The sequence below is a fragment of the Mesorhizobium sp. M7A.F.Ca.CA.004.06.1.1 genome, from assembly GCF_003999135.1.
Taxonomy (GTDB): Bacteria; Pseudomonadota; Alphaproteobacteria; order Rhizobiales; family Rhizobiaceae; genus Mesorhizobium.
In genome coordinates this window covers 1-526 of sequence record NZ_RZPQ01001404.1, presented here as the reverse complement: position 1 = coordinate 526, position 526 = coordinate 1, and the positions used below count along the sequence as shown (strand labels likewise).

The following is a 526-nucleotide window of genomic DNA, read 5'->3' as shown; positions in this document are numbered from 1 at the left end:
AGTTCGACAAGCGCGTTGGCCGGGTCCCAGGCGGCCCAGCACAGCGTCAGGTCTTCAGCGTGCGCGACGTTCGAGACGGCTGTCGACGCTGTGATCGCCGAGGTCAGTCCCAACGCCAGTTTCAAGCTCGATTTCATGACTTCCTCCCATTTGCGAAACGCGCCCGGATGACGGTTTCAAAAAGCCCTCAACCCCTCTCCTCAGGGGCCCAAACATGGCTGCGCGGTTATGCTGCGGATGTTTAGTAATTTGTTTAGTGATGCAATTTTTACTAAACAAAGCAAGCGAATTCGTTGCTGCGCCGCAGCATGCTTATCGCGATGTCTGAAAACGTTGGAGAAGCGCGGCTCGCTGGTCGGCTTACCGAAGCTGTTCAGGCCGATTGTGACCAGGACGTGGGGTCGCCTCGGCTTCTCAACCGACCCTTCTGGTGCTCACCATCACCTTCCGGATCGGCGGTGCCGGCGGCAGCAGCATACGGATATCGGCGAACGGGGAAGACGGGTTGAAGCGGGAGGCTTCGGCC

The 526-nt window shown here is 58.7% G+C and carries 1 pseudogene; it reads right to left on the bottom strand.

Annotated features, from left to right (window positions below):
* Positions 1 to 137, bottom strand: a pseudogene (locus EN906_RS38735) (carbohydrate ABC transporter substrate-binding protein); the annotation flags it as partial.
* Positions 138 to 526: the final 389 nt, after the last annotated feature.